Here is a 24,865-nt window from a genome sequence, read left to right on the forward strand (position 1 = left end):
CGTCGCGGTCGTCGTTCAGCCTCCGTTCTGGCTGTCGCGGCCGTCGTAGCCGAGGAGGCGCATGGCGGTCTCGGGCTCCATGGCGGCCGCGAGCAGCTGTGCCCGCTCGACGGCGCGGTCCCTGGACTGCTCGGCCCTGAGCCGCCCGGCCTGCTGGCCGCGGATCATGAGGGCCGCGACGCCGGCCCCGGCCAGTAGCAGCACCGCCACGACGATCACCGCCACGATCCCGCCCGTGGACGAGGCGGTCGCCGCGCCGTCCGCGCCCGTCGCCGGGTTCCCCCCGAACAGGACCAGCCCGAGGAGCACGAACACCACGAGCGCCGCGGCGGACGCCAGGGCGATCAAGACGGGCCGTCGCGACCTGCGCGGAGCCGGAGGCGGGACGGGCAGCGGCGGCGACTGGGCGGCCTGGGGCCGTTCGGGGCTCCACGGGATGAACTCCGGCGAGGAGCCACCGTTGGCCGAGGGAGCCACGGCGGCGGTGTGACCGTTGCCGGGCGGCGCGAACCACGGGCCGTCCGCGACGCCCGGCTGCGGTGTGCCGTAGGGGCCGGTCTGCGGGGCGCCGTACGGGCCCTGCTGCGGGACCACCTGGCCGGCGATGACCGGCTGGGGAAGCCTGGCCGGCCTCGGCTGGGGCAGCGCGGAGGTGACGTGGCTGTGCGTGCGGTGCGCGGCGGCGGCCACCTCGTGGTAGGCCTCCAGCTCCTCGTAGAACTCCTCCGAGGTGTAGAGCGAGCCGTCGACCAGCGGGCCGCGTGTGCCCTCGATCACCGCGATCACGTCGTCGCCGTTGAGCGTCTTGTGCTGCTCCAGCGCGTGCGCGACGCACAGCACCTCGCGGCGGTTGTCCTTCAGCAGTTCCTCGGTCTTCTTCAGGATCCTGGCGAGGTTGTACTCGATGCGCTCGGCGAGCATGTCGGGGGTGAGGTGATCGCGGCGCCCGCCGGGCTCCTGGGTGTACCCGATGCCGCCGGTGCCGCCCGGCCGGGGGGCCGCCTTGCCGTCCCTGATGCCGAGCTGCTGGAGCGCGGCCAGCGACGCGACGCCGACGCCCATGCCCCAGTAGGCCTCCATGAGGCCGGTGACCATGGTCGCGCTCTCAAGGTCGCCCGAGACGCCGGAGGAGTTGTCCTCGCCGAAGAACATGCGCTCGCCGGCCAGGGACGCGAGCGACACGATGATGTCCGACTCGTACTCGCTGCGCCAGCGGGTGAACTGGTCCTCGGGCTTGATGCTGGAGACCATGCCGAGGTAGTCGGCGCCCTTCTCGATGGTCGCGATGTCGATCTCCAGGTGCTGGCGGGTGCGGTAGGCGGCCACGGCGTGGCAGGCCTCGTGCACGGCCACGGCGTGGCGCTCGCGCTCGATGTACTCGACGTCCTCGGGCGGCCCGAGCTGCTTCAGCCGCTTGGCGGTCGTGACGTCCGCCCAGGTGATGACCTCGCGCCCGCCGCGGATGGCCGTGATGAGCGACTCGTTCACCAGGTCCTTGATGGTGGCGCCCGTGGCGTACGGAGTGATCGTGGCGAGCTTGTCCATCTGCTCGGGGGTGAGCTCGTGGCGGACCTTGTCGAAGTAGCCCTGGTAGGTACGGACGCGCCCGGCCTTGGACGGGTAGCCCACCTTGTAGATGCGGTCGATGCGGCCCGGCCGCAGCAGCGCCTCGTCGAGCGAGTTGGGCATGTTGGTGGCCATCATGACCATGATCCGGTACTTCGGCGGCGGCTTGGGGCGCATGCCGAGCAGCCGCCGGACGTAGCGGTTGATGAAGCCGCGCGGCTTCTTCAGGCCGGACAGCTCGGTCAGGAGCGCCTGCAACGTGCCCTGGTCGCCGCTCCCGCCCATCATGCCCATCGGGGAGACGACGCGGTCGCGGCCGGGCTCGGACGCCGCGGCGCCGGACCCGGCGAGCGCATGCCTGGTCAGCACGTCCCTGGTGTCGCTCGACAGGTAGGTGAACCCGTGGCAGCCCGCGGTCTGGAACGGCGCGCCCACCGCGAAGCCGCCGCCTCCGGGCGGCCCCTGCTGGGCGAGCGCGCCGCGCCTGCCGAGCGAGTCGGCCTCGTCGAAGAAGACGATCACGCCGCCGTACCGGAGCGCCAGCTTGCGCAACTTCCTGAACAGTGACTTCACCTTCAGGATGCCGATGCCCATGAACATGTTGACGAAGGCGCCGGGGTCCACGAAGACGTACGGCCGCCCGGTCTCGCCCGCGACCGCCTCGGCCATCAGGGTCTTGCCCGTGCCGGGCGGGCCCCACAGGAGCAGGCCGCTCGGCACGTACCCGCCCTTGGCCTCGATCTCGTCGGGCTTCTCCAGGAAGACGATGTTCTCCTTCACCCGCTCGACGACGTGGTCCTGGCCCCACACGTCGGAGAAGCGGGTCTTGATGTCGTCGGGGAAGTAGGTCTCGACGCCGCCCCTGGACATGAACCAGAAGAGCCCGACGAACTGGATGATGACGAAGAAGAACCCGAAGGCGAGCTGCAGCCCGTACGGGAGCACCTGCCAGAGCAGGGCGGGCGCCTGGAAGAGCGCGAGCGCCGGGGAGACGTCGAGGATCTGGCCCAGCACCAGCGCGAGGAGCACAATCCAGAACAGCCACTTCAGCGCCCTGGCGATGCGGTAGCGATTCCAGTCGCTGAACCGGCGCCGCGTCCACCTGTCGAAGCCTCCGAAGATCTTCGTGGTCCAGAACCGGTGGTAGGACGCCGACCGCTCGCTCATCAGGAAGTGGATCTGCCGTACGACCTCCGCGCCCATCAGCGACAGGATGATCGACCCGGCCCGGCTCGCCGTGACGTCTCGCACGGCGTCGCCGAACGGCATGATGCCCTCGAACGAGGCCATGTCATGCCAGACGAGCACGAGCAACGCGAGCGCCAGCACGAGCAGGATCTTGATCCGGTCCCAGAAGGCCATGGTGCGCCTGGTGGTGGAGTCGGGCCCGGAGTCGGGTGCGCGCAGTCCCGTGGGCTGCTCAGGCGCGGGGGCGTGTGTCATCGGGGCTCCTCATCCGGTCACCCAGGAATTCGCTTGACCTTGAAGGACTGCGCGATCCTGTCGAGTTCCTGCGTCCGGCTCTGGTAGCACGTGGCGGAGCAGCGGATGAGGAGGACGGATACGCGACTGCCGTCCGCGGCGAGGTAGGCGGTCTGGTCGAAGGTCTGAACCGGGCCTCCGAGCACCTTGAAGTTGTAGACCAGGTGGACGCCTCGCACGCCGTCCTTGGGTGGGAGCACCTCGTCGCTGAGGAGTTCGAAGTCCTTGAAGGGATACCCGGCGGTCTCCTCCATCTGCTTGCGGAGGTCGTCGCTGACCACGACCGGCAGCATCGCCGCGTTGCGCAGGACGTCCAGGGAGACCGCGTCCCGCTCCGACTCGGTGAGGTTCGACACCATCGCGAAGGCGAAGGGCTCGTCGGAACCTTCCGAGTCGAGCAGGTGGTCGGCCGACGGCCGGCTGAAGCCGTCGTAGGCGACCGTCCAGGAGAGCTGTTTTCGTACCTGGGCCGTGGCGGAGGTCATGTCGCCGAAGACCTTCCGGTCGAGCGCTTTCTGGTCTACCTTCTGCCACGTGGCGGGCACCTTGAAGTAGCTCTGCCCGTCGTTGCCCATGACGTATGTGAAATCGGCACCACCACAACCGGCCACCCCGGCGATCAGCACAGCGGACATCGCCGCCGACCTGATCAGCCGAGACCCCACCCGCGCTCTTTCCACAGGGGCCTTACCTCCGCTTTGCGGGCCAACATGGTTGTTGTGCCCGCTTTCCCGGCGTCCTCCCCTCCGAAGATTTTGGAAATCTTGACCAAATCTTGCCGGAAACCTAGCTCGTCTTGTTACAGAGCCCAGCATCGCGACCGCCGGGAATAGTTGAAACGTCAACTTCTGTTGTGCGGAGCATCCTCGTCCACGAGGCGCGACGCCCGACCGGGAAGGTCGGGCGACGCACGCCACAGCCAGGAAGAAGGGCTCCCATGCCGGCCGTCACCGCTGACACCCTGACTCTCGCAAGGCTCCCGCGACTGCCCGAGGCCACCACGGCCTGGCGTCCGGTGGCCAGGGTCATCACCGCGCGGCACCACCTTGAGGGGGAAGGTTTCGCCGTGCGCCGCCCCTTCCCGGGAGTCGACCTCTCGCTGGCCGACCCCTTCCTCCTGCTCGACCATATGGGCGCGGTGGAGTACGCGCCGGGCGAGGCGATGGGCACGCCCTGGCACCCCCACCGAGGCTTCGAGACGGTGACCTACATCATCGACGGCGCCTTCCAGCACCAGGACACCACGGGCGGCGGCGGCCTGATCTCCGACGGCGACACGCAATGGATGACGGCGGGAAGCGGGTTGCAGCACATCGAGCAGCCGCCTCCGGAGCTGGTCGCCTCGGGCGGCCTCTTCCACGGCGTGCAACTGTGGGTCAACCTGCCCCGCGAGCAGAAGTGGGTGCCCCCGCGCTATCAGGACATCAACAGGAGTGACGTCAAGCTCCTGTCGAGCGCGGACGGCTCGTCGCTGGTCCGGGTGATCGCGGGCTCCCTCGCCGGACACGAAGGGCCGGGCGTCACCTACACGCCGATCACCTACCTGCACGCCACCGTGGCGCCGGGCGCGCGGCTGGACCTGCCATGGCCGGCCGACTTCAACGCGATGGTGTACGTCCTCAACGGGCGGGGCACCGTCGGTGCGGAGAGCACTCCGCTGGACGAGGGGCGGCTCGCCGTCTTCGGGCCGCGCGGCGAGGCGCTGACCCTGCGCGCCGCGGACTCCCAGCCGGTGGCCGGCGCGCGTGGATGGGAGGTCCTCGTCCTCGGCGGCCTGCCGATCAGGGAGCCGATCGCGCGGTACGGCCCGTTCGTGATGAACACCCGGGACGAGATCGTCCAGGCCTTCGAGGATTTCCAGGCGGGACGCATGGGCGTGGTCCCCGCCGAGAGGATCCCCCACCGCTCCAGCCGCGACGAGACCCTCTGATCCCGTGACCCCCGGTGGCGGGTGTGCCGACGCCTCTGCCACCGGGGGCCGGCGCGGTGCTCATGCCCCGTACCGGGCCGGCATGCCCGCGCGCCGGGCCGCCCGCGTGGGTCCGGAAAGCCCATATCCTGACGGGCATGCCTACCGCACTGATCACGGGCGCGACCGCCGGCCTCGGCGCCGCCTTCGCACGCAGGCTGGCCGCCGACGGGTTCTCCCTCGTGCTGGTCGCCCGCGACGAGAAGCGACTCGCCTCGGCGGCCTCCGAGCTGCACCGCCGGTACGGCGTGGCGGCCGAGGCGCTCGCCGCCGACCTCGCCACCGGCGAGGGGGTCACCGCCGTGGAGATGCGGCTGCGCGAGGGGGTCGACCTGCTGGTCAACAACGCGGGCTTCGGCCACTCCGGCGCGGCCCTCGACGTGCCGGTGGCCGACGAGGTGACCATGCTGCGTGTGCACTGCGAGGCGGTGCTGCGGCTGACCATGGCCGCGCTGCCCGCCATCCGGGCGCGGGGTCGCGGCGGAGTGATCAACGTCGCCTCCGTGGGGGCGTTCTTCCCGCATGGCACGTACAGCGCCTCAAAGGCCTGGGTGGTCACCTTCAGCGAGTCGCTCGCCTCGCAGGTCCCGGAGTCGCGCGTCCACGTCATGGCCCTGTGCCCGGGGTTCGTGCGGACCGAGTTCCACGAGCGGGCGGCGATCGACACCTCCGGCATTCCCGCGTTCCTCTGGCTCTCCGCCGATCGCGTGGTGGACGCCGCCATGCGCGACTTCGCCCGCGGCCTGCCCGTGAGCGTGCCGGACCCGAGGTACAAGGTGATCACGGCGATCGCGAGGTACGTGCCGCGTGGCGTGGTCAGCCGGGTCTCCGCGGGCATCGGCCGCTGAACGGCGTGGCCACAGGTGCCCGGCCCCCGGGCGATCACCCGGGGGCCGGAAGCACCCGGACTCACAGGCACTCGACGTTGGGGCCCCTGCAGCGGTTGCGCGCGTCGAAGACGAAGGGGCTCGCCCGCTGCACGAGGCCGTAGTCGAAGCAGTCGTGGTCGGTGAGGACCAGGACCGCGTCCGCCTGGGCCAGCTCTGTCTCGGTGAACCGCACCATGTCCATCTCGGCCGGAAGCAGGGAGCTGTCGACGTACGGATCCACGACTCTCACATCCGCGCCGAGCTTGCACAGGGCCTTGGTCACCTCGATCGCGGGCGACTCGCGGCAGTCTCCCGCGTTCTTCTTGTAGGCGACTCCGAGCACGAGGACCCGGCTGCCGTTGATCGCCTTACGCCTCTGGTTGAGCGCGAGGCTCAGCCGCTGCACGACGTTGTCCGGCATGTGGTCGTTGATATCGTTCGCCAGCTCCACGAACCTGAAGTTGTGCCCCAGACTGCGCTTGACCCTCCATGACAGATAGGACGGGTCGATCGGCAGGCAGTGACCGCCGACGCCGGGCCCGGGGGTGAAGCGCATGTAGCCGAACGGCTTGGTGGAGGCGGCGTCGATCGCTTCCCAGACGTCGATCCTGAGCTGCTGCGCGAAGATGGACAGCTCGTTGACCAGGGCGATGTTGACGTGCCTGAAAGTGTTCTCCAGAAGCTTGCAGAGCTCGGCGACCTGCAGGGAGGAGACGGGGACGACCTCCTGCACTATTCGCCGGTAGAACGCCTGAATCCTGTCCAGGGAAGCCTCGTCGATGCCGGACACGACCTTCGGCGTGTTGTCGAGCCGCCACCGGCCGTTCCCCGGGTCGATCCGCTCCGGGCTGTAACCGAGGAAGAAGTCCTCGGGCGTGCGCAGACCGGAGCCTGTCTCGAGCAGCGGACGCAGGTGCTCCTCGGTGGTGCCCGGATAGGTGGTGGACTCGAGGATCACCGTGGCGCCCCGCCGCACCAGCGGCGCGATGGACTCGCCGGCCGAGCCGATGTGACGCAGGTCAGGAGCGCCGTCGCGGAGAGGCGTGGGCACGGTGATCACGCAGACGTCGAACCCTTCCGCGGCGGTGTAGTCCGTACTGGCGAGATAACGTCCAGACGAATGCGCGGCGGCGAGCACGCGGCCGCTGACGTCCTCGACATAGGACTCGGCGGCGTTCAGCCGCTTGACACGCCACTCGTCCACGTCGATGCCCACGACGTCGAATCCGGTCTCGACCGCCCGCATCGCCAAGGGCAGGCCCACATAACCCTGCCCGACGACGACCAGCTTGTCTCCCATATCAGATACCCCCGACGTTTCGAAAAAGTACAGGAACGACTGTAAAAGGCGGGCCTTCTTATACCGTCGATCCTGCGGCGATCCGGGCGTGTCGTTCGGGCAGGCGCCGCAAGACCGGCAATAGTGACGTGGGTCGCCGATTCAAATGACATTGATAACGGAGAAGGAACGACAGCATGATAAGTACCACTTGCCCGCGTATTCTCGGCAGGAATACCGGTCGTTCCCGGTCGGCGGTGATCGTCTCGGCCGTCGTCATGGCGGTCCCGTCCCTCGCTCCGCCCATCTCGGGCGCCGTGGCGGTCGGCCCGGCCGCCCCGCGCTCTTCGAGCGCCACGGCGGACGCGTCCCGCGGCCCGAGTGCCGCGGTGCGACCTGTCGAGCTCGGCGACGCGATGGACTGCACGGTCATGGCCGGGAGGGCGGTGACCGCCAGGAACAAGGTCACGGTGACCGGGGACCTCAACGTGACCCCGGGAACCTTCGTGAGCGGCTTCCCGCCCGGCCAGGTGCGGGGGTCAATGGATCTGAACAACGCCGAGGCGCAAAGGGAGATGGCCGCCGCGGCCGCCGCCTACAACGACGCCGCGAGCCGGACGCCCACGGCGACCGTGCCCGCGGCCCTCGGCAACGGCTCGACGATGACCTCCGGTGTCTACCGCACACCGGGCGGCAACTTCACCCTGAGCGGGACGCTCCACCTCGACGCCCAGGCGAACCCGGACGCCACCTTCATCTTCCAGGCCACATCACTGGTCGCGGAGAGGGTCAGCAACATCGACCTCGTCAACGGCGCCCAGGCCGACAATGTCATCTGGCAGGTGGGCGACTCGGCGACCCTGGGAAGGTACGCCACTTTCCGGGGGAACCTCATGGCGGCGAACTCGATCGCGGTGACCACGGGCACGGCCATGTACGGCCGCACCATCGCCCTCCACAACATGGTCACGATCGACGGCACCACCAGCGGGCCGGCCACGCGCATCACCGCCCCGGACGACCCGCCGACCACCACGACCTTGACCTCCTCGCCGAACCCATCCCAGCAGGGCGATCCCGTCACCTTCACCGCCACGGTTCACGGGAACGTCGATTCGTTCCTCCCCACCGGTGTGGTGAGCTTCAAGGACGGCGCCACCGTCATCGGCTCGGCGCCACTCAACAGCTCGGCGGTCGCGACGTTCACGACCTCCGCACTCCTTGTCGGCCCACGCCAGATCACCGCCGTGTACGTCAGCGGGGGCACCGCCGTCGACGATCAGTGGGTCCACTTCGCGCCGAGCCAGTCACCCGTACTGGTCCAGCAGGTGCTCAACCGCGGGAGCTAGCGACTCGCGCACACCAGGTGTCTCCCCACCACCTCGCTTGAACGGGCCGAACGCCAGACTCCCCTAAATCACCATATGAAACACGCGAAGTCTATTCGAGCCCCTTAAGTAATGGAGATAAGGCCATGCGAGTGTAAAGTCCACAACACAGCACAACACCAGAAATCTCCTATGATCGAACGTGGGCCCGTAGTCGACATCATTAAAAGGCGCAATTGTTACACATCCGATTAATTGTCAATCTGTGTAACAACCGTTTCTTCGCCATGTACGACAGATAAGACGACTCGGACACCAGCTCCGCCACGATCACAAGGCCGAGCCTCAGCACGGCTCAGGCCGGCCACTGACCAAGCGCCACGTCGTCGAAAAGTTGATTACCATGTCGAAGCCCAAGCGCAGCGCCAGCAGTTCCTCCATCCGTCCACACATCGGCAGGTCGTGCCTCGCCGCCGTCCTCTCCTCCCTGCTCGCGATGGTCGTGGTCGTCACGACCCCATCCGGCGCGAGCGCGGCACAGTCACCGGTGAGCCTCGGCAGCGCCGCGTCCTTCGGGGTCCTGGCCGGCACCGCGGTGACGAATACCAACCTCACCTCGATCACCGGAGACCTCGGAACCAGCCCCGGCACCTCGGTGACGGGCTTCCCTCCCGGCACCGTGAGCGGCGCGACCCACGCGGGTGACGCCACCGCCTCGGCGGCCAAGAGCGATCTGGTCGCCGCCTACAACGACGTCGCCGGACGGACTCCTGTCGTCACCGTCGCCGCCGAACTCGGCGGGACCACCCAGACGCCTGGGGTCTACACCCCCACCGGCGGGAACTTCCAGATAACCGGGACGCTCACGCTCGACGCGCAGAGCAACCCGGATGCCATCTTCATCTTCCGATCCGTCACCCTCACCACCGCGAACGTCAGCAACATCGATCTCATCAACGGCGCCCAAGCGAACAACGTGTTCTGGCAGCTCACCGATTCGGGCACCCTTGGCACGCTTAGCACCTTCCGGGGGAACGTGCTGGCCACGAACTCCGTCACGGTGAGCAGCGGTGCCGCCGTCTTCGGCCGGATCTTCGCCCTCAACGGCACGGCGGCCCTCCAGGGCACCAGCAACCCTCCGAACACCCGCGTCACCGTGCCGAACGACCCTCCGACCACGACCACTCTGACCACGACGGCCAACCCCGCCCAGAGGGGGCAGTCGATCACCTTGACCGCCACGGTCAGCGCGGTTTCCGGCTCGGTCGTGCCGCAAGGTCAGGTGGCCTTCAAGGACGGCGCGACCATCATCGGCTCCGGCACCCAGTCAGGCTCGGGACCGGCCGTGCTCACGGTATCGAGCCTCGCGGCGGGACAGCATCCGATCACCGCCGTCTACCTGGGTGGCGACACTCCCAACGGACAGGCGATCATCCACTTCGCCCCGAGCTCATCGGCCCAGGTGCTCCAGGCCGTCACGACCGCTCTCTGGGACAGTACGGCCACGCCGGCCGTCGCATCCAATACCGACACCCTGCCCGTCGTGCTCGGCGTGAGGTTCAAGGCCACGGTCAGCGGCACGATCACCGGCATCCGGTTCTACAAGGGGTCGCTGAACACCGGCACCCACACCGGCAGCCTGTGGACCAGCGACGGCTCGCTGCTCGCCAACGCGACCTTCACCGGCGAGACCGCGTCCGGCTGGCAGCAGGCGAACTTCGCCACCCCCGTGCCGATCACCGCCGGCACCAGTTACATCGCGTCCTATCTCACGACGAGCGGGCATTTCTCGTACACGCTGCAGTACTTCACCACGCAATACACGAATGACCCGCTGCTGGCACTCGCGGACGGCGCGGAGGGCGGCAACGGAGTCTACAACTACAACTCGACGAACGCCTTCCCATCCAACACCTATCAGTCCAGCAACTACTGGGTCGACGTCGTCTTCGTGCCGTCGAAAAGCCTGTGGGACAACTCGGCCACGCCGGCCGTGCCGTCCGTACCAGACTCCCGTCCCCTCGTGGTCGGCGTGAAATTCAGGGCCACCACGAACGGGACCATCAACGGCATCCGGTTCTACAAGGGGTCGCTGAACACCGGCACCCACACCGGCAGCCTGTGGACCAGCGGCGGCTCGCTGCTCGCCAACGCGACCTTCACCGGCGAGACCGCGTCCGGCTGGCAGCAGGCGAACTTCGCCACCCCCGTGCCGATCACCGCCAACACCACGTACGTGGCCTCTTACCAGACCACATCAGGGTTCTTCTCGGCCACGGTCCCCTACTTCACTTCTCAATACACGAGCGGCTCCCTGTACGCGCTGGCGGACGGCGATGAGGGCGGAAACGGGGTCTATGTCTACACTCCGACGAACACTTTCCCCACCAGCACCTACCAATCCGCGAACTACTGGGTGGACGTCATGTTCACCGCCAGCTAACGGGCGCACCGGGGTGAGCCGGAGGGCGGCTCCGCGATGTAGGCGTAAGGCTTGGGTAAGAGCTTGCCACGTGGTGCGGTCACCTCGTGTGTCGGCAAGGCCGGTCAATGTTCAATGCGATGGTGAGCATGACCGGTCTTGCGACCATTCCATTCAATCGACCGCATATCTCGAAGAACGAGCTCCCTTACCTCGCGGAGGTCCTGCGCCAGGGATTCACCTCCGGCGACGGGCCGTTCACCCGGCGGGCGGCCCAACTTCTGCGGGAGATGACGGGGTCGTGCCAGGTCCTGCTGACCACGTCCTGCACTCACGCGCTGGAGATGTCGGCGATCCTGCTCGACCTGCGACCCGGCGACGAGGTCATCGTCCCGTCGTTCACCTTCGTGTCGGCGGCCAACGCCTACGCCCTGCGCGGGGCGGTGCCGGTGTTCGTCGACTGCAGGCCTGACACCCTCAACATCGACGAGAGGCTGATCGAGGCCGCGATCAGCGAACGGACCCGAGCCATCGTGGTCGTCCACTACGCCGGTGTCGCCTGCGCGATGGAGGCCGTGGACGAGATCGCCGGACGGCACGGCCTCACTGTGATCGAGGACAACGCGCACGGGCTCGGCGGGTCCTACCGGGGCCGGCCTCTCGGGTCGTTCGGCCGCATGGCCACGCAGAGCTTCCACGAGACGAAGAACGTGCAGTGCGGCGAGGGCGGCGCGTTGCTCCTCAACGATGCCGCCCTGGTGGCCCCGGCCGAGATCATCCGGGAGAAGGGCACGGACCGCAGCCGGTTCTTCCGCGGCCAGGTGGACAAGTACCGGTGGATCGACATCGGCTCCAGCTACCTGCCGTCCGACGTGCTCGCCGCGCAACTGACCTCCCAGCTGGAGTACTTCGACGACATCCAGTTCCGCCGCCACACCATCTGGCGCCGGTATCACGAGGAACTGGCGGGCTGGGCGGCGAAGCACGAGGTCGCCCAGCCGGTGGTCCCGGATGGTTGCGCGCATCCGGCCCATCTGTACTACCTGCTCCTCCCTGACCTGCGGAACCGCCAGGCGCTCATCGACCACCTGGCCGGCAGGGGCGTACAGGCGGCGTTCCACTACCAGCCGCTGCACACCGCTCCCGCCGCCCTGCGGTACGGGCGCGTGGCCCCGGGCGGCTGCCCCGTCACCGAGCAGGTCGCCGACCGCCTGGTACGGCTGCCGCTGTTCGCCGATCTCAGCGAGGCCGGGGTGACACGGGTGATCGACGCCGTCCAGACCTACAAGATGCGCTGACGGTGGGGTGTGACGGGCTCGGCACGCGGGCCGTGGCCTCGCCTCTGGAGTCCGCTCGTTTCGGATGCTCGGTCGAGCGCCTCACCGTCCACGCCGAGCACCCCGCCTCGTTCACCATGGTCCGGGAAGCCGTGCTCCTGTCCGCGGCGGACGTCATCGTGCTCCGTTACCCGGCGGACCGGGTCGACTGGTTCGCGAAGCTCGCCCTGCTCGGCCGCACCGCGATATTCGCCGACTCCCTTTCGTACTGGCGTCTGCGGCCGGGGGACGGCCGCCGGCCCGAGTCGGCACAGGGCCTGCGGACGACCACGCTCACCGACGCGGCCGCCGTGGCCACGCTCGTGTCCGAGATCTTCGCCGCTTACGGCAGTCACTACTCGGCCAATCCCCTGTTCGGCGCCACCGAGGCACTCGCCGGGTACCAGGAATGGGCGCTGAGGTCCGCCGCCGAGGGGAGTTGCCTCGCACTCGGGACCGCCGCCGCCCACCTCGGACTCGCGACGCTCGACGAGCAAGGCCCGCGGACGGAGATCCTGCTCGCCGGGGTCGTGCCCGAGGCGCAGGGGCAGGGCCTGTACGCGCACCTGCTGAAGGGAATCGAGGACGGCACGCTGGCCCGCGGCGCCGAAGAGATCCTCATCTCCACCCAGGTGCACAACACCCGGGTGCAGAGGGCGTGGGCGCGATACGGGTTCGAGCCCGTGAGCGCCGTCCTCACCGTTCACCTGGTCAAGAGCAGGCGCATCATCCCCTGAACGCTGTGCTACTTGACTCCGCCCTGCTGCCAGGGGACGTCGGCGGGGGCCGGTGAGCCGGCACGTTCACGCACCACATAGGTGGGCCGGCCCATGCCGTTGCCGTGAATCCGGCCGACGTACTCGCCGAGGACTCCGATGGACAGCAGCTGGGCGGAGGAGAAGATGGCGACCATCGAGGCGATCGTGGTGAATCCGGCCACCGTGGTGTCGCCCGCGAGGAAGCTCCACAGGACGGCGCAGCCGAGGAGCAGGCCAACGACACCGACGAGGAACCCGAGGCAGCTCGCCACCCGGAGGGGCGTGGTGCTGTAACCGAGGAGCATGTTCATCGCATGCCGGACGAGCAGGCGCGGCGTGTAGGCGGTTCGCCCGTGATGGCGCTCGCTCATATGGACCTTGACCGAGCCCACCCGAGTGGTCGCCCAGGACAGAGCCACATCGATGGACGCATGCGGTCCCGACAGCTCCTCGAATCCGTCGCGCAGGCACGTACGGAAGGCACGGAAGGCGCTGATCGCGCGGGCGGCCCGCACTCCCAGCGCGACCGCCATGGCGCCCTTCACCGACCGGGACGCGAGGCTTCGCACGGACCCGTGCTCCTCCTCGTGCGGCACGCCGTACACCAGATCGAGCCGGTCGCCTTCGAGAGTGGCCAGCAGGAGAGGAATCTGCTCCGGCAGGTGCTGCAGGTCGTCGTCCATCGTGACGACGACGTCGAACACCGCCTCCCTGATGCCCGCCACGAGGGCGTTGTGCTGGCCGTAGTTGCGCGAGAGATGGATCGCGCGGACGGCGCCGACCCGGGAGGCGAGCTCGGCCGCGGTCCTCCAGGTGTCGTCCGGGCTTCCGTCGACGACGAGGATCACCTCGTGACGGACGGAGAGCTGACGGAGAACCGGTATGAGCCTGCCCACCAGCGCCGGAAGAGTTCTCGCGGAGCGGTAACACGGTATAACGACCGACACCGACATTGATCCCCCGATCATCTCCCAGATGCCGCCCACAATCCTCTCTCGTGGACCTTCCGCGGTCGCGGGAAGGCATGCCTGGTACCGGCAATCCGGCGCACATTCTTCGGCAAAGGCGGACGTCGTCCGGGAGCTCTGAATCCCGTCGGCCATAGATTCGGGCCGACAGCCGGCCCACCGTGGCCATGTGCTCCCCGGGAAGGATGAGGTCAGCGATGAGAGCGCTCGTTCTGGCCGGCGGCAAGGGGACGAGGCTACGCCCGCTGACCCACACCTCGGCGAAGCAGCTCGTCCCCGTCGCCAACAAACCGGTGCTCTACTACGGGCTGGAAGCGATCCGGGACGCCGGCATCAGCCAGGTGGGCATCATCGTCGGCAGCACCGGCCGTGAGGTTCGCGACGCGGTCGGCGACGGCTCGGCGTTCGGTCTCGACGTCACCTACATCCAGCAGGAGGCCCCCCTCGGGCTCGCCCACTGCGTGCTCATCGCACGGGAGTTCCTCGCCGACGAGCCCTTCGTGATGTACCTGGGCGACAACTTCCTGGTCGGCGGCATCACCGATCTGGTCGACGCCTTCCGCGAGGGAGACTACGACGCCCAGATCCTGCTCACCAAGGTCACGGAACCGCAGTTCTACGGGGTCGCCGAGCTCGGACCGGGAGGCGAGATCCTCGCGCTCGCGGAGAAGCCGGACGATCCACGCAGTGACCTCGCGATCGTCGGCGTCTACACCTTCTCCCCCCGGATCCACGAGGCGGTCCGGGCGATCTCGCCGTCCGCGCGCGGCGAGCTGGAGATCACCGACGCGATCACGTGGCTCGTCGACAACGGCTTCCGGGTTCATTCGCACCTCGTCAGCGGCTACTGGAAGGACACCGGCCGCCTGCAGGACATGCTGGAATGCAACCGCATCGTCCTGGAGGCCCTAGAGCCGCGGACGCACGGAACAGTGGACGCACTGTCGGACATCACGGGGCGCGTCGTCATCGAGGCGGGAGCCTCGGTACGGGACTCGGTGATCCGCGGCCCCGCGCTCATCGGCGCCCACGCCCGGATCAGCGGCTCGTACGTCGGCCCGTACACCTCGATCGGGGACAGGTGCGTGGTGGAGGACGCGGAGGTGGAGTACGCCATCGTTCTGCAGGACTCCACCATCAGGGGGGTCTCACGGCTGACGTACTCCCTGATCGGCCGCAACGTCGAGGTCACCAGGTCCGAAGGCGTGCCCAACACGCTCCAGCTCATGGTCGGCGACCACAGCAGGGTGCAGGTGCGGGGATGAGGATCCTGGTCACCGGCGGGGCCGGGTTCATCGGCTCCCACTATGTGCGGTCGCTGCTGTCCGGCGCCTACCCCGCCTGGGACGGCGCCCACGTGACGGTGCTGGACAAACTCACCTACGCCGGCAACGAGGCGAATCTCCAGCCCGTCGCCGGACACCGGCGCTACGTCTTCAGCAAGGGGGACATCGCCGACGCCCGGCTGCTCCGCGAGGTCGTGCCCGGCCATGACGCGATCGTGAACTTCGCGGCGGAGACACACGTCGACCGGTCGATAACCGGCGCCGCGGACTTCGTGGTGACCAACGTGCAGGGCACCCAGCGGCTCCTGCAGGCGGCTCTGGAGGCCGGCGTGCCCACCGTCGTCCACGTCTCCACCGACGAGGTGTACGGGTCCGTCGCCGTGGGGTCCCGGAGCGAGTCGGCGCCCCTGCTCCCCAACTCGCCCTACTCGGCCGCGAAGGCCGGAGCCGACCTGCTGTGCCGCGCCTACCACCAGACCTACGGACTCGATGTACGGGTCACGCGCTGCACCAACAACTACGGCCCCTACCAGCACCCGGAGAAGATGATCCCGCTGTTCGTCACCAACCTGGTCGACGGGCTGCGGGTCCCCCTGTACGGAGACGGCGAGAACGTGCGCGATTGGCTCCACGTCGACGACCACTGCCAAGGCATCCAGCTCGTGCTGGAAAAAGGCCTGCCCGGCGAGATCTACAACATCGGCGGCGGGGTGGAGCTCACCAACCGGGCGCTCGCCGGACGGCTGCTCGCCGCGTTCGGCGTTGGCCAGGAGCGGATCGCCCGCGTGCCGGACAGGCTCGGCCACGACCGGCGCTACTCCGTGGACAGCACCAAGATCCGGGCGATGGGGTTCGAACCCCGGGTCGACTTCGAGCGGGGACTGGCGGAGGTCGTGGCCTGGTACCGCGACCGTCCGGACTGGTGGCGCCCGCTGAAGACAACCGGTCACTGATCGCTTGGAGGGAACATGGATGCCACGGAGATCCGCCGCACGTTCGAACTCGAGGACCGGCACTGGTGGTTCCGCGAGCGCCGTGCCATCCTCGCCCGTGAGCTTCGCCGCCTCGGCAGGCCGGGCCGGGCGCTGGACATCGGTGCGGCCGGGGGTGGCAACACCCGCGTTCTCATCGAGCACGGGTGGGACGCGCTGGTCGCGGACTTCTCGGAGACCGCCGTGCAACTCGCGCGCACGCGCGGCCTGCCGGCGATCCACGCCGACGCGAGGCACCTGCCTCTGCCCGACGGGCACTTCGACCTCATCCTGGCGTTCGACGTGCTGGAGCACATCGAGGAGGACGACAGGGCCGTCCGCGAGCTCGTGCGCGTGCTCCGGCCGGGAGGCACCGTGCTGGTCACGGTGCCCTGCGACATGGCGCTCTGGTCGGCGCACGACGTCGCGTCCGGCCACTTCCGCCGCTACACCCGGGACGGGCTGCGCGCGCTGATGACCGGGGAACGCCTGGTCCTGGAGCGCATGTGGAGCTGGAACGTCCTGCTGAGGCCGATCGTCGCCCGCCGCAGGAAGCACATCTCCGGGTCCGACGTCATGAAGACGCCGCCTCTCGTCAACATGGCCCTCTCCGCCGTGGTCGTCGCCGAACGCTATCTGCCGGTCAGGTCGCTGCCGGGAGTCTCGCTGATCGCGAGAGCGCATCGCCCGTGCGACTCAGGAGTCTCTGGCCTCATGGCCTCCGACGCGGGAGAGTGGAATGCCGGCTGAGGTGACGGTCGCCGACATCGGCATGGTGCGGCCGTCCACCCTGGTCGACACCTCGGGCCGGAGATACGTGGATTTCCGCCGTACTCTGCGCCCGCGCTGGGGCGTGGTGTGGGGAACCCTTCTCGCGGGGCACCTGGGACTCGCGCTGTCCGCGGTCGCGGTCGCATGGCTCGGGAGCACCGCCGCCGGCAGGCTGCCCACCGCGATCGCGCCGGCCGTCGCCGGCGGCCTCGCGATCGGCTTCTGCCTGCACTACCTGACGACCTACCTCCACGAGGGCGCCCACTACAACCTCGCGCCTGCCCGCCGGGCCAGCGATGTGCTGACGAACATCTTCGTCGGGAGCCTCGTCGGAATGGACGTCAAGGCCTACCGGAAAGTGCATTTCGATCACCATCGCTATCTCGGGACGACGCGGGACCCCGAGCGCAGCTACTTCCTTCCGCTCGATTCGCGGTTCCTCCTCGAAGGGGTCACCGGCGTCCGCCTGGTCCGCGCCCTGAAGGAGTACCGCGAGCTGATGAGGAGCAAGTCACCGACCGCGGAGACCGGCAGGACCGCGTCCTTCGGCCCGGTGTTCCTGGCCGCCTGCCTGGTCAACGGCTCGATCGTGGGCTGCGCCCTGTGGCGGGGGGCGTTCGCGCTGGCCGTCTCCTGGGTGCTCGGCCAGCTCGTGTTCCTGCCGCTGATCAACACGGTGCGCCAGGTGCTCGAACATCGCAGCGAGTTCGCCGATGACAGCACCGACTACCGGCGCGTCGCCCACGGGCCGGTGAACCGGCTCTTCGGCGGCGGCCCGTTCGCGACGGTCTTCGGTTCGGCGGGATTCAACCGCCACCTGCTGCACCACTGGGACCCGAGCGTGTCCTTCACCCGGCTCGGAGAAGTGGAGAGATTCCTGATGGGCACCGAGATCGCCCCTCTGCTGCGGCAGCGCCAGACCACCTACTACCGCGCCTGGCGCCAACTGGACCGGATATGAGCGAGTCCACCGCGCCGCGGCCGGTGGCGGGCCGGTACAGCGGGAATCCGGCGCCCACGTGCCCGGCGTGTGACGGTGAAACGGCACGCCGGTGGGCGCGGGCGCGCGACGTCGAGTACCGCACCACCGACGAGGAGTTCGACTACTACCGCTGCGACTCGTGCGGCGTCGTGTTCATCGACCCCATGCCGGTCGACCGGCTCGGCCAGATCTATCCCCCCAACTACTACGCCTACAGCGCCGAGGAGCGGTCGTTCGTCCACCGGATCAAGGACTCCCTGGACGCCCTGCGCTTCCGCCGCATCCTGTTCGGGCTGTCCGGCACACGCCTGAGCGTTCTGGACGTGGGCGGCGGGGACGGCCGGCAGCTCGACGTGGTGCGCGGGCTCGACTCCCGCGTCACGTTCACACAGGTCGTCGACCTCGACCCGGAAGCCCGTACCCGGGCCGTCTCGCGGGGGCACCACTACTTCTGCGGCCGTGTCGAGGACTACGCCACAGACGACCGCTTCGACCTCATCCTTCTCATCAACCTGATCGAGCACGTCAGCGAGCCTGGCCAGGTGCTGCGCACGCTGCGCCGCCATCTCACCCCTCAGGGCACGGTTCTGATCAAGACGCCGAACACCGACAGCTGGGACGCGCGGCTGTTCCGGCACCGCGACTGGGGTGGCTACCACTGCCCGAGGCACTGGGTCCTGTTCGACCGGCGGAACTTCACGAAGCTGGCCGAGGCGAGCGGGTTCGTCGTGCGCCGGTTCTCCTACACGCAGGGGGCGCCGTTCTGGGCCACCAGCGTACTGGCCGCGCTGGCGCGCAGGGGGTGGGTGACGATTTCGGCCGAGCGGCCGGTGACGCGGCACCCGCTGTTCCCCCTGCTCGCCTCCGCGTTCGCGGGCCTGGACCTGGTGAGGATGAGGATGAGCGGACGCCCCTCCCAGATGTTCCTCGAACTGGTGCCGGTCGAGTACGGCAGCCGCCCGTAGGTAACGCGGCAGGACCCTTGCCCGGCCCCTTCTCCCCGTCTTCCGCCCCCCACCTGACGTCCCCTCCCCCTCCCCGATCTCAGGGAGGGGGGAACCCAGGGCTAACTGCTGGGATCGAACAGCACGTCGACCCAGTAGTTGGTGGCCTGGTAGGTGTTCGACGGGAACGCGTTCGTCCCGCTGTAGTTGTACACGCCGTTGCCGCCGGACGCGCCGTCGGCCGGCGCGAGGAGCGGGTTGTTCGTGTACTGGGCAGTGAAGTACTGAAGTGTGTACGAGAAGTGCCCGGTCGTCGTGTTGTACGAGGCGACGTAGGTGGTGCCCGCGGTCACCGGGACGGGAGTGTCGAAGAACACCTGCTGCCAGCCGGAGGCGGTCTCGTTGCTGAAGGTCGCGCTGGCGAGCAACTGGCCGTCGGTGGTCCACAAGCTACCGATATGGGTGCCGACGTTGAGCGAGCCCTTGTAGAACCGGATTCCCCTGATCGTCCCGCTGGTGGTCGCCTGGAACTTCACTCCCAGCACGACCGGACTGGGATCGGGCGAGTCGACGGCGGGAACCGTCGTGTTGTCCCAGAGGGTGTTGGACGGCGCGAACACCACGTCGACCCAGTAGTTGGTGGCCTGGTAGGTGTTCGACGGGAAGGTGTTCGTCGAGTTGTAGTTGTACACCCCGTTACCCCCCTGCGCGCCGTTCGCCAGTGCCAGGAGCGGCGGATTGCTGTACTGGGTGTTGAAGTACTGCAACGTATACGGGAAATGTCCTGACATCGTATAAGTGGACGCGATGTAGGTGGTGCCGGCTGTGACAGAGATGGGCGTCGAGAAGTTCACCTGCTGCCAGCCCGACGCGGTCTCGTTGGTGAAGGTCGCGCTGGCGAGCAACTGGCCGTCGGTGGTCCACAGGCTGCCGACATGGGTGCCGGTGTTCTGCGTGCCCTTGTAGAAGCGGATTCCCCTGATCTCTCCGGTGGTGTTCGCCTGGAACTTCACACCGAGCGTGACGGGGGTGGAATCCGGGGCGGCGCCGACGGCCGGAACCGCCGTGTTGTCCCACAGACTGTCGGAGGGCGTGTAGACCACGTCGACCCAGTAGTTGGTGGCCTGGTACGTGCTCGTGGGGAAGACGCTGGTCGCTCCGTACTGGTAGACGCCGTTACCCCCGTCGACACCGTTGGCGAGCGCCGTGAGCGCCCCGTTCACCACTCCTGTCTGGAAATACGCGAGGTCGTAGGAGTACCTGCCGTTCGGCGCGAAGTAGGAGGCCACGTAGGTGGTGTTGATGCTCACCGGGACGGGCACCGAGAAGTTCACCTGCTGCCAGCCGGACGCGGTCTCGTTGGTGAACGTCGCGGTCGCCAGCAGCTGTCCCGTGGAGGTCCAGAGCTCGCCCGTGTGCGTGCCGTTGTTCGTCGTGCCCTTGTAGAACCGGATGCCGGTGATGAACCCCGCGGTCGTGACGCGGAACTTGACGCCGAGTTCGACGGACTTGGTGTCGGTCGCCGAGACGATGGTGGGCACGGCGGTCGGCGGCCAGATCGTGCACGGGCACTGCACGGTGACATTGACGGTGATCGAGGTCGGGACCACCTGGAGGTTGCCGATGTCGTCGACCGCGCGGACCATGATGGTGACCGGTCCGGAGATGTCGGGTGGGGCCCAGTTGTACTGCCAGTTGGTGAGCCCGGTGGCCTGGAACCACCGGGTCCCGCCGTCGAAGGAGATCTCGATTCCCGCCACGACCCCGCCCCCCGTGTCGGCGGCCGTTCCCTGGACGGTGACGGTCGTGCCGCTTATCAAGGAGGCACCGGTCGACGGAGAAGTGATCGCCGATGTCGGAGGAGCGGTGTCCGTCGACTGGGTGGCCAGGACCAGACCCGGTTGCAGGGTCACCGGCTGGCAGTTGCACATGTCGGCGAAGAGGTTGACCGTCGCCTGCTGCATAGCGACGCTGGTGGGAGAGCCCGGATAGGTGTGGTTGGCGTCCAGCCCCCACGCCCACTGGATGCTTCCGGCTCCGAAGACCAGAGAGCCGCTCGCGGTCTTGTAGAGCTTGAGGCTGTGCGTGGCGACCCCGGCGCCGAACGTGCTGCCGAAGTCCAGCAGATACTGCGTCGGCTTCGCCAGGGTCGTGCTGGAAAGCTTCACGGGCCCCGGCTGCATGAATCCGTTGTCCGGGGCCTCGTCCCACTCGAAGCCGAGCGTCCCCGCCGGGAGGGTCGCCACCTGGCCCGGCTGGAGCTGCGCGACGGAGGTGTTCCGCCACAGCCGCATCTGGGCGAAGGTGGCGGGCACGGTCATCGAGTCGTTCACGACGCCGTTCACCATGAACAACGTCCCCGTCACGGCGTTCTCCGGTCTTCCGCCGTTGGACGGCGGGGAGAAACGCGGATCGCGCCACGTCCCGGTCCACTGAGGGCTCGGGTCGATCTTGGCGTTGGCGTGTGTCTCCTTGTAGCAGACCATCGTGCGGAACGCGGTCGAGGTGCCGTCGATGCTGGGCTCCCACCTGGTCTTCCAGAACATCTCGTTCCCCGAGAAGAAGGCGATATTGACCCCGCTATCTCGGGCGTTCTCGATGTTTGTTCTCATGTCGTCGGACCAGTACTCGTCGTGTCCGACGGACATGACGACCTTGTGCTGGAGCAGGAGAGGTGCTCGTGCGGCGGTGTCGACACTCGAGAAGTAGCTGACGTCGTAGGCGTTGGCCTCCAGCCACCTGACCATGGGGTATTCGATGGTGAAGAACCAGGTGTTGTTCTCGCCCAGGCAACAGGGGCAGCAGTTCGTCGTGAACGGGCGGTTGTAGCTGACCTTGTAGGCTCGGCCGATCGGCGCGTTCCCGTAGTACAGGCTGTTCCCGCCGTACGCGTTGTACGCCTGCCAGGAGGCGTCGGAGGTCTTGAACAGCAGGTCCGATTTCCGGACGTCGTCCCGGAGCACGAAGATCACATGGCTGGCGCCGGCCGTCCCGTCCTCCCTGACCAGCTTGCCGATGTAGACGCCGGAGACGGCGGTGTTCGGCACCGCCCAGGACGCGGACACCGCCCAGTTGCCACAGTCGACCAGGGCGGTCGCCGGGTCGGTCAGGCACGCGGGCTGGGTCTGCGGGAGCGGCACCGAGGGCTGGATGGTCGCGATCAGGCGAGCGCCCATGCCTCCGTAGTAGCCGATGCGATAGATGTCCATGCGGTAGGCGGTCGCATCGGTGTCGACCTTGAACTGCACGGTCTCACCGATGTTGACGCTCATCTGCGTGGCATAGCCCTGGATGTTGCTGTCACCGGCGCCGGGGACGTCCCACTCGGAGGCGGGGTTGCCCGGGAGGCTGTTCTCTATGCAGATGACGGAGGTCGGCGGGCAGGCGGCCGCGCGCCCGCCGCGCGCGCTTCCCTGCTTCTCCGCCCTCCGGAAGCCGACCCCCCTTCCCCGCCCGTACGCCTTCTGGAAGTCGGTCGCCGCCTTCTCCAGATTCCGCGTTCTCCGCAGGCCGCGCGCCACGTCCTCGGGCCCCTGCGCCTTCGGGGATCGCGCCCGCTTGGCAGCCCCGTGCCCCCTGCGGGAGCCCGTGGGCTTCTTGGCCCGGTGCGCCTTCCCTGAGCCGCCCGCCTTCTTCCCTGCGGCCGGGATGAGCTCCGGCCGGACGTTGGCGACCCGGCCCGCGTTCGCGAGCGACTTCGTCGCCCGGCCGGTTCCGAGAGGTCCGATGGCGGCCACGAGCGCCCCACAGACGAGCAGAGCGACCCAGAGCGTCCATGTCCGTTCTCGGCCCGCCCGGTTGTACGGCCCGGTCGCGCGTGGGCCTGGCGAGGAAGGACGAAGAGGCCGAGTCGGGGTCATGGCGCAAGCGTGACAACCGCAGCATCACCCGAATCACGTGGACGCTCCGCCACAACACTATTCTTACCAGCCTTTGTCCAGGTCGAGAGGTCGCGCGTTACCCGCCAAAAGGGGCGGACGCCGCCGGGGCGCGGCCTCCTGCCGGTCACGGCGGCACGCCCGGAGACACGGCCACCACGTGAACGCAACTATGCGGTCACGTTCCGTAGCATGGGCTGGTAATCCAAGATCCGGCCGCGCGTGGCCCCTTTTCCTTTCTCTCTGGATTGGCAGTCTGATGACGCTTTCGAAACATGTGCACGGCGACACGGGTGTCGGGATTCCCTGGTACCACGCGCTGCGCTGCCCCCGCTGCCACGGTGCGCTTCGCAACGGGAGCGAGCTGCGCTGTGACGCGTGCCGGGTCGCGTACCCCATCGACCGCGGCATCCCCCGGTTCGTTCCTCCGGACAACTACGCCGAAGGATTCGGATACCAGTGGAACCGGCATCGTCTGACGCAACTCGATTCCCATTCCGGCATGCCGATCTCCCGCGAACGGCTGCTGGGCGCGAGCGGCTGGACCGCCGGCGAGCTGCGCGGAAAGTCGGTGCTCGAATGCGGTAGCGGCGCCGGGCGTTTCACCGAGGTGCTGTGCGAGGCGGGTGCCCTCGTGACGTCGTTCGACATTTCGAGCGCCGTCCACGCGAACGCCGCCTCGAACGGCCGTTTCCCCGACCTTCGGCTCGTCCAGGCCGGCATCTACGAGATGCCCTTCCCGGAGGAGTCGTTCGATTTCCTGTTCTGCTTCGGGGTCATCCAGCACACGCCCGACGTGGAACGCACGTTCAAGACGCTTTTCCGCTATCTGCGGCCGGGGGGCCGGTTCTGCATCGACGTGTACGCCGCGCTGATCGCCTATCCGCACCCGAGACAACTGCTGCGGCCGTTCACCAGGAGCATGCCTCCGGCCAAGCTCTACGGGATGGTCGAGCGCGCCGTGCCATGGCTGCTGCCGATCTCCCAGGCCCTCGGCGCCGTCCCGAAGGCCGGACCGTGCCTGGCACGCCTCGTCCCGGTGGCGACCCATCGCCATCTGGGCCTGAAGGACGCCCGGACGATACGCGACTGGTCGGTGCTGGACACCTTCGACTGGCTCGCGCCGCGATACGAGAGACCGCAGACCCGCCGGCGCCTCGCACGGTGGACCAAGGACCTGGCCCTGCACGAGGTGTCGATCCAGCGGCGCCGCGGGCTTCACGTGATCCGCGGTGTCAAGTAGATGTGCGGGATAGCGGGGATGGCGTCGACGTCACGCCCCGACCCCGACCTCGTCCGGCGCATGTGCGACGTGATCGTTCACCGGGGCCCCGACGGCTCCGGCTTCCACGACGACGAGCACGCGTCGCTCGGCATGCGACGGCTCGCGGTCATCGATGTGGCGAACGGCGACCAGCCCGTCTACAGCGAGGGCGGCGATGTCGTCGCGGTCTACAACGGCGAGATCTACAACTTCGCGGAGCTGCGGAAGGAGCTCGCCCAGCAGGGACATCGCCTGCGCGGAACCGGGGACTCCGAGTGCCTCGTCCATCTGTACGAGGAGCACGGCGCCGACATGGTGCACCGGCTCCGGGGCATGTTCGCCTTCGCCATCTGGGACCGCGCCCGGCAGCGCCTGACCCTGGCCCGGGACCGCGTCGGGAAGAAGCCGCTTTACTGGCGATCCGACCAGTCCTCGATCTGGTTCGGATCCGAACTGAAGTCCCTCGCGCAGGACCCCACGATGCGCCGCGAGGTGGATCCGGTCGCTCTGGATCACTACCTGACCTACCAGTACGTCCCCGCGCCCTGGTCGATCTATCAGGGCGTGCACAAGCTCCCACCGGCGCACCTGCTCATCTGGGAGCAGGGCCGGGTGACGACGCGCCGCTACTGGCGGCTCGACCGCGCGACTGAGCCGGTGGTGGACGAGCGGGAGGCGGAGGAGCGGCTGCGTGAGCTGCTCTTGGAGGCCACCCGTGCGATCCTGCGCCGCTCAGCCTCGGCGGCGTCCACGCCACGGGCCCGGCTCGCCCGCAGGTGCATGACCCGCGCCTCGTCGCCGGGACCGAGGAG

The 24,865-nt window shown here is 68.3% G+C and carries 17 protein-coding genes and 1 pseudogene; 13 read left to right on the plus strand and 5 right to left on the minus strand.

Going from position 1 to position 24,865, the window contains the following annotated elements:
* Positions 1-15: 15 nt before the first annotated feature.
* Both AB0B89_RS09025 and AB0B89_RS09030 read right to left on the minus strand, forming a co-directional pair.
* A complete protein-coding gene (locus AB0B89_RS09025; protein WP_358550222.1) occupies positions 16-3,009 on the minus strand; it encodes an AAA family ATPase in 2,994 nt (997 codons plus the stop codon).
* A gap of 17 nt (positions 3,010-3,026) precedes the next feature.
* A complete protein-coding gene (locus tag AB0B89_RS09030; RefSeq protein ID WP_358550224.1) occupies positions 3,027-3,683 on the minus strand; it encodes a hypothetical protein in 657 nt (218 codons plus the stop codon).
* A gap of 302 nt (positions 3,684-3,985) precedes the next feature.
* Here AB0B89_RS09030 and AB0B89_RS09035 point away from each other — a divergent pair, with 302 nt between their 5' ends.
* Both AB0B89_RS09035 and AB0B89_RS09040 read left to right on the plus strand, forming a co-directional pair.
* A complete protein-coding gene (locus AB0B89_RS09035; protein ID WP_358550226.1) occupies positions 3,986-4,978 on the plus strand; it encodes a pirin family protein in 993 nt (330 codons plus the stop codon).
* A 137-nt stretch (positions 4,979-5,115) separates the two neighbouring features.
* The gene (locus AB0B89_RS09040; RefSeq protein ID WP_358550228.1) at positions 5,116-5,865 is read left to right on the plus strand and encodes an SDR family NAD(P)-dependent oxidoreductase; all 750 of its coding nucleotides are present in this window, start codon (positions 5,116-5,118) and stop codon (positions 5,863-5,865) included.
* A gap of 61 nt (positions 5,866-5,926) precedes the next feature.
* On the opposite strand, the gene AB0B89_RS09045 is transcribed toward AB0B89_RS09040, so the two are convergent.
* Positions 5,927-7,186, minus strand: coding sequence for a nucleotide sugar dehydrogenase (locus AB0B89_RS09045; RefSeq protein ID WP_358550230.1), 1,260 nt, complete (start codon positions 7,184-7,186; stop codon positions 5,927-5,929).
* A 176-nt stretch (positions 7,187-7,362) separates the two neighbouring features.
* Between AB0B89_RS09045 and AB0B89_RS09050 the strand changes: the two genes are divergently transcribed.
* From AB0B89_RS09050 to AB0B89_RS09065, 4 genes are all read left to right on the plus strand, one after another.
* Positions 7,363-8,514: an ice-binding family protein gene (locus AB0B89_RS09050; RefSeq protein WP_358550232.1), complete on the plus strand. Its 1,152-nt coding sequence runs from the start codon at positions 7,363-7,365 to the stop codon at positions 8,512-8,514.
* 382 nt (positions 8,515-8,896) lie between these two features.
* Positions 8,897-10,936, plus strand: coding sequence for a DUF4082 domain-containing protein (locus AB0B89_RS09055; protein ID WP_358550234.1), 2,040 nt, complete (start codon positions 8,897-8,899; stop codon positions 10,934-10,936).
* A gap of 128 nt (positions 10,937-11,064) precedes the next feature.
* Complete coding sequence (gene rffA / locus AB0B89_RS09060) at positions 11,065-12,213, plus strand: dTDP-4-amino-4,6-dideoxygalactose transaminase (RefSeq protein WP_358550236.1); 1,149 nt, start codon at positions 11,065-11,067, stop codon at positions 12,211-12,213.
* Positions 12,214-12,215: 2 nt separating this feature from the next.
* Positions 12,216-12,968 (plus strand): GNAT family N-acetyltransferase, encoded by a 753-nt coding sequence (locus AB0B89_RS09065; RefSeq protein WP_358550238.1) that lies wholly within the window; start codon positions 12,216-12,218, stop codon positions 12,966-12,968.
* 8 nt (positions 12,969-12,976) lie between these two features.
* Here the strand turns inward: AB0B89_RS09065 and AB0B89_RS09070 are convergent, their stop codons facing one another.
* Entirely contained in the window at positions 12,977-13,957 is a 981-nt protein-coding gene (locus AB0B89_RS09070) for a glycosyltransferase family 2 protein (RefSeq protein WP_358550240.1), read from the minus strand.
* A gap of 197 nt (positions 13,958-14,154) precedes the next feature.
* Between AB0B89_RS09070 and AB0B89_RS09075 the strand changes: the two genes are divergently transcribed.
* The 5 genes from AB0B89_RS09075 to AB0B89_RS09095 are packed head-to-tail and all read left to right on the plus strand — an operon-like array spanning position 14,155 to position 18,932.
* Positions 14,155-15,222: a glucose-1-phosphate thymidylyltransferase gene (locus AB0B89_RS09075; RefSeq protein ID WP_358550242.1), complete on the plus strand. Its 1,068-nt coding sequence runs from the start codon at positions 14,155-14,157 to the stop codon at positions 15,220-15,222.
* On the plus strand, positions 15,219-16,196 hold the full coding sequence (rfbB, locus tag AB0B89_RS09080) for a dTDP-glucose 4,6-dehydratase (RefSeq protein ID WP_358550244.1): 978 nt from the start codon (positions 15,219-15,221) through the stop codon (positions 16,194-16,196). The genes AB0B89_RS09075 and rfbB overlap by 4 nt, the downstream gene beginning before the upstream one ends.
* A gap of 15 nt (positions 16,197-16,211) precedes the next feature.
* Positions 16,212-16,964 carry a class I SAM-dependent methyltransferase gene (locus AB0B89_RS09085; protein WP_358550246.1) on the plus strand — a complete coding sequence of 251 codons (753 nt, stop codon included), beginning with the start codon at positions 16,212-16,214 and terminating at the stop codon, positions 16,962-16,964.
* Positions 16,954-17,946: a fatty acid desaturase gene (locus tag AB0B89_RS09090; RefSeq protein WP_358550248.1), complete on the plus strand. Its 993-nt coding sequence runs from the start codon at positions 16,954-16,956 to the stop codon at positions 17,944-17,946. Before AB0B89_RS09085 ends, AB0B89_RS09090 begins: the two co-directional genes overlap by 11 nt.
* On the plus strand, positions 17,943-18,932 hold the full coding sequence (locus AB0B89_RS09095; RefSeq protein ID WP_358550250.1) for a methyltransferase domain-containing protein: 990 nt from the start codon (positions 17,943-17,945) through the stop codon (positions 18,930-18,932). The genes AB0B89_RS09090 and AB0B89_RS09095 overlap by 4 nt, the downstream gene beginning before the upstream one ends.
* Positions 18,933-19,033: 101 nt before the next feature.
* Here AB0B89_RS09095 and AB0B89_RS09100 read toward each other — a convergent pair whose 3' ends face one another.
* Entirely contained in the window at positions 19,034-22,648 is a 3,615-nt protein-coding gene (locus tag AB0B89_RS09100) for a DUF4082 domain-containing protein (protein WP_358550252.1), read from the minus strand.
* 400 nt (positions 22,649-23,048) lie between these two features.
* Between AB0B89_RS09100 and AB0B89_RS09105 the strand changes: the two genes are divergently transcribed.
* Both AB0B89_RS09105 and AB0B89_RS09110 read left to right on the plus strand, forming a co-directional pair.
* Positions 23,049-24,032, plus strand: a complete 984-nt coding sequence (locus AB0B89_RS09105; RefSeq protein WP_358550254.1) for a methyltransferase domain-containing protein — start codon at positions 23,049-23,051, stop codon at positions 24,030-24,032.
* An 18-nt stretch (positions 24,033-24,050) separates the two neighbouring features.
* Positions 24,051-24,865: pseudogene (locus AB0B89_RS09110) on the plus strand (hypothetical protein); the annotation flags it as partial.

Origin of the sequence: Sphaerisporangium sp. NPDC049002 (genome assembly GCF_040649355.1) — a bacterium.
Classification (GTDB): Bacteria; Actinomycetota; Actinomycetes; order Streptosporangiales; family Streptosporangiaceae; genus Sphaerisporangium.

Bases quoted from the DNA above. Each gene is read 5' to 3' on its own strand.
- AB0B89_RS09045 (WP_358550230.1), bottom strand. From the start codon at position 7,186: ATGGGAGACAAGCTGGTCGTCGTCGGGCAGGGTTATGTGGGCCTGCCC.
- rfbB (WP_358550244.1), top strand. From the start codon at position 15,219: ATGAGGATCCTGGTCACCGGCGGGGCCGGGTTCATCGGCTCCCACTAT.
- AB0B89_RS09025 (WP_358550222.1), bottom strand. From the start codon at position 3,009: ATGACACACGCCCCCGCGCCTGAGCAGCCCACGGGACTGCGCGCACCC.
- AB0B89_RS09090 (WP_358550248.1), top strand. From the start codon at position 16,954: ATGCCGGCTGAGGTGACGGTCGCCGACATCGGCATGGTGCGGCCGTCC.
- AB0B89_RS09105 (WP_358550254.1), top strand. From the start codon at position 23,049: ATGACGCTTTCGAAACATGTGCACGGCGACACGGGTGTCGGGATTCCC.
- AB0B89_RS09095 (WP_358550250.1), top strand. From the start codon at position 17,943: ATGAGCGAGTCCACCGCGCCGCGGCCGGTGGCGGGCCGGTACAGCGGG.
- AB0B89_RS09035 (WP_358550226.1), top strand. From the start codon at position 3,986: ATGCCGGCCGTCACCGCTGACACCCTGACTCTCGCAAGGCTCCCGCGA.
- AB0B89_RS09055 (WP_358550234.1), top strand. From the start codon at position 8,897: ATGTCGAAGCCCAAGCGCAGCGCCAGCAGTTCCTCCATCCGTCCACAC.
- AB0B89_RS09050 (WP_358550232.1), top strand. From the start codon at position 7,363: ATGATAAGTACCACTTGCCCGCGTATTCTCGGCAGGAATACCGGTCGT.
- AB0B89_RS09075 (WP_358550242.1), top strand. From the start codon at position 14,155: ATGAGAGCGCTCGTTCTGGCCGGCGGCAAGGGGACGAGGCTACGCCCG.
- AB0B89_RS09070 (WP_358550240.1), bottom strand. From the start codon at position 13,957: ATGATCGGGGGATCAATGTCGGTGTCGGTCGTTATACCGTGTTACCGC.
- AB0B89_RS09040 (WP_358550228.1), top strand. From the start codon at position 5,116: ATGCCTACCGCACTGATCACGGGCGCGACCGCCGGCCTCGGCGCCGCC.
- rffA (WP_358550236.1), top strand. From the start codon at position 11,065: ATGACCGGTCTTGCGACCATTCCATTCAATCGACCGCATATCTCGAAG.
- AB0B89_RS09085 (WP_358550246.1), top strand. From the start codon at position 16,212: ATGGATGCCACGGAGATCCGCCGCACGTTCGAACTCGAGGACCGGCAC.
- AB0B89_RS09030 (WP_358550224.1), bottom strand. From the start codon at position 3,683: ATGTCCGCTGTGCTGATCGCCGGGGTGGCCGGTTGTGGTGGTGCCGAT.